Below are 5,490 nucleotides of genomic sequence, written 5' to 3'. Positions count from 1 at the left end.
TTCCGCCTTCCCCCCCCCGGCGCGCCCCCGCCCCGGGACCCGCGCCCCGCCGAGGGGTACGCGGGAGCCCCCCCCCGCCCCCACCCCCCGGGGCGCGGGCCGCCCCCGCCCCGCGGCGCCCTCGTGCGCGCCGTCCGGGCAGTGCGGGTCCGGCGCCGCCGGGTCGCAGGCGAACCGGCAGCCGGCCACCGTGCCGATGGCCGGCAGCAGCCCGGCCAGGGCGCGCACCATGGTCGACTTGGCGGTGCCCTTCTCACCGCGCACCAGCACGCCGCCGACGGCCGGCGAGACCGCGTTCAGCAGCAGCCCGAGCCGCAGGTCGGCCATGCCGACGATCGCGGTGAACGGGTATCGGGCGTCACTCATCTGCTCTCCCTTGCTCACGGCCCTGCTCACGGCGCACCCGGCGGCACGAACGGCAGCCCCTGCGGCGCCCCGCCCTCGATCAGCTTCCACAGCGCGTCGGTGTCCGCGTGCTCCTCGATCAGGTCGCCGAGCCGCTCCAGGCGCTCCTCGCGGGCCGCGGCGAACGAGGTGTCCGGCGCCGGGACGAACGCCCGTCCGGCCGCCGCCGCCACCTCGCGCAGCAGCGCCCGGCGGAAGCCGTCGTTCTCCAGCGCGCCGTGCCAGGTCGTCCCCCACACCGCGCCGACCCGGCAGCCGTCCAGGAACGCCTCGCCCCCCTCCACCGCGACCACGCCGTGGTGGATCTCGTACCCCTCGACCCGCTCCCCGTACGCCTCGCCGACCGGACGGCCGAGCACCTTCTGCGCACCGAACTCCACCCGGGTCGGCAGCAGACCGAGTCCCTCGACGGCGCCCGCCCTCGACTCCACGGCGTCGACGATCTCCCGGGACAGCATCTGGTAGCCGCCGCAGACGCCCAGCACCGGCAGCCCGGCCGCCGCGCGGGCCTGCAGGGCGGTGTCCAGGCCGCGTTCGCGCAGCCAGGCCAGGTCGGCGACGGTCGCCCGGGTGCCGGGCAGCACCACCAGGTCGGCGTCGGCCAGCTCCTCCGGCCGGGTCGCCCAGCGCACCAGCACGCCGGGCTCCTGGGCCAGCGCGTCGACGTCGGTGAAGTTCGACAGCCGCGGCAGCCGCACCACGGCCACCTGCAGCACCTCGGCGCCGTGCGGGGCCGCGGTCGGACGGTTCTCCACCGCGGTCGACAGGTCCAGCGAGTCCTCGGCGTCCAGCCACAGGCCGGACAGCATCGGCAGCGTGCCCAGCACCGGACGCCCCGTCAGCTCGCGCAGCATCTCCAGGCCCGGCGCCAGCAGCCGCGCGTCGCCGCGGAACTTGTTGACGAACCAGCCCGCCACCAGCGCCTGGTCCTGCGCGGACAGCAGCGCCAGCGTCCCGTACATCGCCGCGAACACCCCGCCGCGGTCGATGTCGCCGACCACCACCACCGGCAGGTTCGCCGCCGTGGCCAGGCCCATGTTGGCGATGTCCCGGTCCCGCAGGTTGATCTCGGCGGGCGAGCCGGCGCCCTCGCAGACCACCACCTCGTACCGGCTGCGCAGGTCCGCCAGGCACTCCAGCGCCCGCTCCAGCAGGACGGGCTTGCGCTCGCGGTAGTCCAGCGCCCCCACCTCGGCGACCGGGCGGCCGAGCAGCACCACCTGGCTGCGGCCGTCCGCCCCGGGCTTCAGCAGCACCGGGTTCATCGCGGCCTCCGGCTCCACCCGGGCGGCCTGCGCCTGCATCGCCTGGGCGCGCCCGATCTCGGCGCCGTCCGCGGTGACGAAGGAGTTCAGCGACATGTTCTGGGCCTTGAACGGCGCCACCCGCACGCCCTGCCGGGCCAGCCACCGGCAGATCCCCGCCGTGACCACGCTCTTGCCCGCGTCCGAGGTCGTCCCTGCGACCAGCAGCGCATTCGTCACGGCGTACTCCTCTGCATCTGTGCGACCCCCGGCGCAGGAACGGGGAGGCCGGTGTGTCCCCGGGCGGCCCGGCCGAGCGAGGTGCGCCCGAGGGCGTGCGCAGCCGTCGTCACCGCCAGGGCCAGCACGCCGACCCGGCGGGAGAGCCGGCAGGCGCGTTCGATGTCCGCGACCGCGACCGGCCGCAGTTCGGCGCCGAGCACCGGCCGGTGCTCCACGCGCTCGCCGTACCGGAGGGTGCCGCCGAGGCGCACGCCGAGCCCGCCGGCGAAGGCCGACTCGGCCTGCCCGGCGTTGGGGCTCGGATGTGACGAACCGTCCCGGCGCCAGACCTTCCAGGCCGCCCGCGGATGCTCCGCGGCGGCGACGGTGAGCAGCGCGGTGAGCCGGGCGCCCGGCCAGCCGGCCACGTCGTCGAGCCGGGCCGAGGCCCAGCCGAAGCGCAGGTACCGCGGCGAGCGGTGGCCGACCATCGCGTCCAGGGTGTTGACGGCCCGGAAGGCCAGCAGCCCGGGGGTGCCCGCCAGCGCGCCCCAGGTCAGCGCGTTGACCACCGCGTCGGCGGTGTTCTCGGCGACCGACTCGACCACCGCCCGGGCGATCTGCTGCCCGTCCAGGGCGCTCGGGTCGCGGCCGCACAGGTGGGGGAGCCGCTCGCGGGCGGCGGCCAGGTCGCCGTCCTCCAGGGCGCGGCCGATCGTCCAGGCCTCGCGGGTCAGTGAGGTGCCGCCGAGCACCGTCCAGGCGGCGGCCGCGGCGAGGGCGGCCCGGGCCGCGGGGCGGCGGCGCAGGGCGTGGTCGGCGAGCGCGGCGCCGGCCGCGACGGCACCCACGCTCAGCGCGGTGAAGGCGGCCCCGGCACCGCGGTGGTCGCGCCACAGCGCCCGCTCCAGGCGGGTCGCCGCGGTGCCGAACAGCGCCACCGGATGGCCCCGCCGGGGATCGGCGAGGGCGGTGTCCGCGAGGTGGCCGGCGACGGCGCCGAGCAGATAGGGGGCGGCGGATCTCAACCGGCGCACGGCGCGGCGCCCGGGGCAGGGGGGAACGGCGACCGCTGGGCAGCCTGCATGGCGTGCGTGTCCTCACTCAGGGTCCGCGCCCTGGATCGACGAACCGGCGGCGAGAGTCTCCTGGCTTCCGGGTCGGACGCACCCTCGGGCCTTCCAGCGGCCCTGTGGCGGACCGCCGTGACCATCGGTTCGAGCGTGCTCCCCGGTGACAGTGGCGGGACCGCGCCGGACTCGCACCGGCTTCCTCTGCATGCCTCCGTATGGCCCCAGGATCCCATCACGCGGTCCGACCGGCCGTCAACAAAGCCCGTGGAGGGGTTGGTCACACACCGTCGCCGCCCGGCCGCGGGTGCGGGCCGTCGCTCCCTCCGACGATCACCCGGGATGCGGGGCCGCCGCTCGTACGATCCTCCAGGGGCCGCGCGGGGCGGCGGCCGGGCGCTTCGTGCGTTCGGCGGGTGATGGCCCGCCGGGTCCGCCCGTACGTTCTTGTCGCATGCGACGCAGACCGCCCCCTCCGCCGCCGGTGCCGTTCTCCCCGCACGCCGCCCGGGCGCACCGGGCCGGACTCGGCCTGACGCCCGCCCAGGTCGCCGACGGCATGGCCGCGCACGGCGTTCGGCTGCTGCCCACCCATGTGATCGCCTGGGAGAGCGGCGAGCTGCGCCCCGACGAACAGGAGTTCATCGCCCTCGCCCGCGCGCTGTGGTGCCCGCCGGTGCAGCTGATGGGCGTGCGCCCGGCCACCCTGCGCGACCACCGGCTGGCCCGGGAGCTGACCGCGGACCAGGCCGCCCGGCGGATCGGCGTCACCGCCCAGACCTATGAGAAGGCCGAGCGGACCGGGCGCTGGGACGCCGACGAGGAGCAGAGTCGCGCCCTCGCGCACGCCCTCGGCCTGACACTGCGCACCCTCGTCCGGGTGACCGGCCGTCAGGAGGACCTGGAGCGGTGCCTGCGGCAGGTCGTGGACGGGCGCTGGCAGGCCCGGCTGGACGCGGTGGCCCGGATGGTCCCGGCGCCCCGCGAGGCACTGTCCGCGGCCCTCTCCGACCTCCAGAACGAGTACCTCGTCCCCACGCACTGGGGCTCCGCCGTGCCCGCGGCGCAGCAGCCGCCCGCCGCCCCGCTGCCCAACCGCTTCTGGGAACTGCTCGGCCGCCGGCCCACCGACGTCCCGGTCTGACCGCACCGGTCGCCGGTCGCCGGTCCCGTCGCCGGTCCGGGTCGGAGCGCCCGTCCACCCGCCCGTCCGCCGCGCCCGGACGGACCCGCTCCGGTGGCCCGCGGCCCCCGGCGGGCGTGGACTGGGAAGGCCATGCCCGAGACCAGCCGACCCCGGGGAGCACCATGCGTTGGGGAATCGCCGCCGCCGTCGCCGCCACCGTCACGGCCGGAGCCGGCGCCGCGGTGCTGCTGCTCGGCCGCCGGGCGTCCGAGCGCGCCGTCCGCCCCGGCTTCGCCGCCGGGACCGCCGAGGCGCTGCGCGTGCAGGACACCGGCCCGGAGTGGGTCACCGTCACCCGCAGCGTGGAGACGGCCCGCGCCGGCCGCTACGCCCTGGAGCGGTCGGACGGTGCGCGCGCCGTCATCGGCGAGGTGCTCGGTACAGGCCCGCAGTCGGTGACCCGCCGGCTGCTCGGCACCGGCTCCGGGACGCTGCGCGCCGGCGACGAGGTGCGCCTCACCCCCCGCGTGTACGCCGGCGACCCGGCCACCGACCTCGGCCTGACGTACTCCGAGGGCACCGTCGACGGCGAGCTCGGGCCGCTGCCCGCCTGGCACGTGGCGGGGATCCGCGGCCTGTGGGTGATCCTGGTGCACGGCCCGGGCGCCGACCGCCGGCAGGCGCTGCCGGTGCTCCCGCTGCTGAACACGCTGCGCCTGCCCGCCCTGGTCGTCACCTACCGCGGCGACGAGGGCGCGCCGCCCTCCCCGGACGGCCTCGGGCACTTCGGCGAGACCGAGTGGCGGGACGTCGACGCCGCCGTCCGCTTCGCCCGCGAGCAGGGCGCCGGGCGGATCGTGCTGTACGGCTGGTCGATCGGCGCGACCATGGCGCTGCACACCGCCGCCCGGTCGGCCTGGCGCGAGTCGCTGGCCGGCCTGGTGCTGGACTCGCCGGTGCTGGACTGGCCCGCCACCGTCCGCCGGGCGGCCGTCCGGGCGGGCCAGCCGGGGCCGCTGGCCGAGCTCGGTGCGCTGGCCGCGGAGGGCCGCTCCCAGGTCGACCTGGCGGGCTTCGCCCGGCTCGCCGACGGCACCGACCTGCAGGTGCCCGCGCTGCTGCTGCAGAGCCCGGACGACGCGGTGGCCCCCTGGGCCGCCGCCGATCGCCTCGCCCGGCTACGCCCGGAACTGGTCAGCCTCCACCCCGTGCCGGGCGCCGCCCACGCCGCGCTCTGGAACGCCGACCCGGACGGCTACACCGAGGCGCTGCGCCGCTGGCTGACCCCGCTGCTCTGACCCCGCTGCACGGGCCCCGCCGCCCGGCCGGACGACCGCGCCGGCCGGGCGCGGCCATGTGAATTCCGGGTGTGGGGGGGGCCCCGGTTGGCGCGGTTTGCCGATCTCGCACCCCGCCACGGGCC

Annotated in this window: 4 protein-coding genes, 1 pseudogene and 1 riboswitch; of the genes and pseudogenes, 2 read left to right on the top strand and 3 right to left on the bottom strand. The window is 77.7% G+C overall.

The annotated features are described in order from the left end of the window. The 3 genes and pseudogenes from ACFV0G_RS28270 to ACFV0G_RS28260 form a co-directional block, all read right to left on the bottom strand. A pseudogene (locus tag ACFV0G_RS28270) lies at window positions 1–366 on the bottom strand (magnesium chelatase); the annotation flags it as partial. Window positions 367–392: 26 nt separating this feature from the next. Next, window positions 393–1,889, bottom strand: a complete 1,497-nt coding sequence (locus ACFV0G_RS28265; protein ID WP_380553941.1) for a cobyric acid synthase — start codon at window positions 1,887–1,889, stop codon at window positions 393–395. Then, entirely contained in the window at window positions 1,886–2,899 is a 1,014-nt protein-coding gene (locus tag ACFV0G_RS28260; RefSeq protein ID WP_380553938.1) for a cobalamin biosynthesis protein, read from the bottom strand. The genes ACFV0G_RS28265 and ACFV0G_RS28260 overlap by 4 nt, the downstream gene beginning before the upstream one ends. 113 nt (window positions 2,900–3,012) lie before the next feature. Then, a riboswitch (cobalamin riboswitch) is annotated at window positions 3,013–3,147 on the bottom strand. Between the two features lie 248 nt (window positions 3,148–3,395). On the opposite strand from ACFV0G_RS28260, the gene ACFV0G_RS28255 reads away from it, so the two are divergent. Both ACFV0G_RS28255 and ACFV0G_RS28250 read left to right on the top strand, forming a co-directional pair. Next, window positions 3,396–4,085: a helix-turn-helix domain-containing protein gene (locus tag ACFV0G_RS28255; protein ID WP_380553935.1), complete on the top strand. Its 690-nt coding sequence runs from the start codon at window positions 3,396–3,398 to the stop codon at window positions 4,083–4,085. A gap of 164 nt (window positions 4,086–4,249) precedes the next feature. Next, complete coding sequence (locus ACFV0G_RS28250; protein ID WP_380553932.1) at window positions 4,250–5,365, top strand: alpha/beta hydrolase; 1,116 nt, start codon at window positions 4,250–4,252, stop codon at window positions 5,363–5,365. Window positions 5,366–5,490: the final 125 nt, after the last annotated feature.

The organism is Kitasatospora sp. NPDC059571 (assembly GCF_042735675.1).
Lineage (GTDB): Bacteria > Actinomycetota > Actinomycetes > Streptomycetales > Streptomycetaceae > Kitasatospora.
The sequence above is the reverse complement of the archived record's forward strand: the minus strand, read 5'-3'. Positions and strand labels throughout refer to the sequence as shown.

What these genes read in the sequence shown, in the direction of transcription:
- ACFV0G_RS28255 (WP_380553935.1), top strand. Translation starts at nt 3,396, where the DNA reads ATGCGACGCAGACCGCCCCCTCCGCCGCCGGTGCCGTTCTCCCCGCAC.
- ACFV0G_RS28250 (WP_380553932.1), top strand. Translation starts at nt 4,250, where the DNA reads ATGCGTTGGGGAATCGCCGCCGCCGTCGCCGCCACCGTCACGGCCGGA.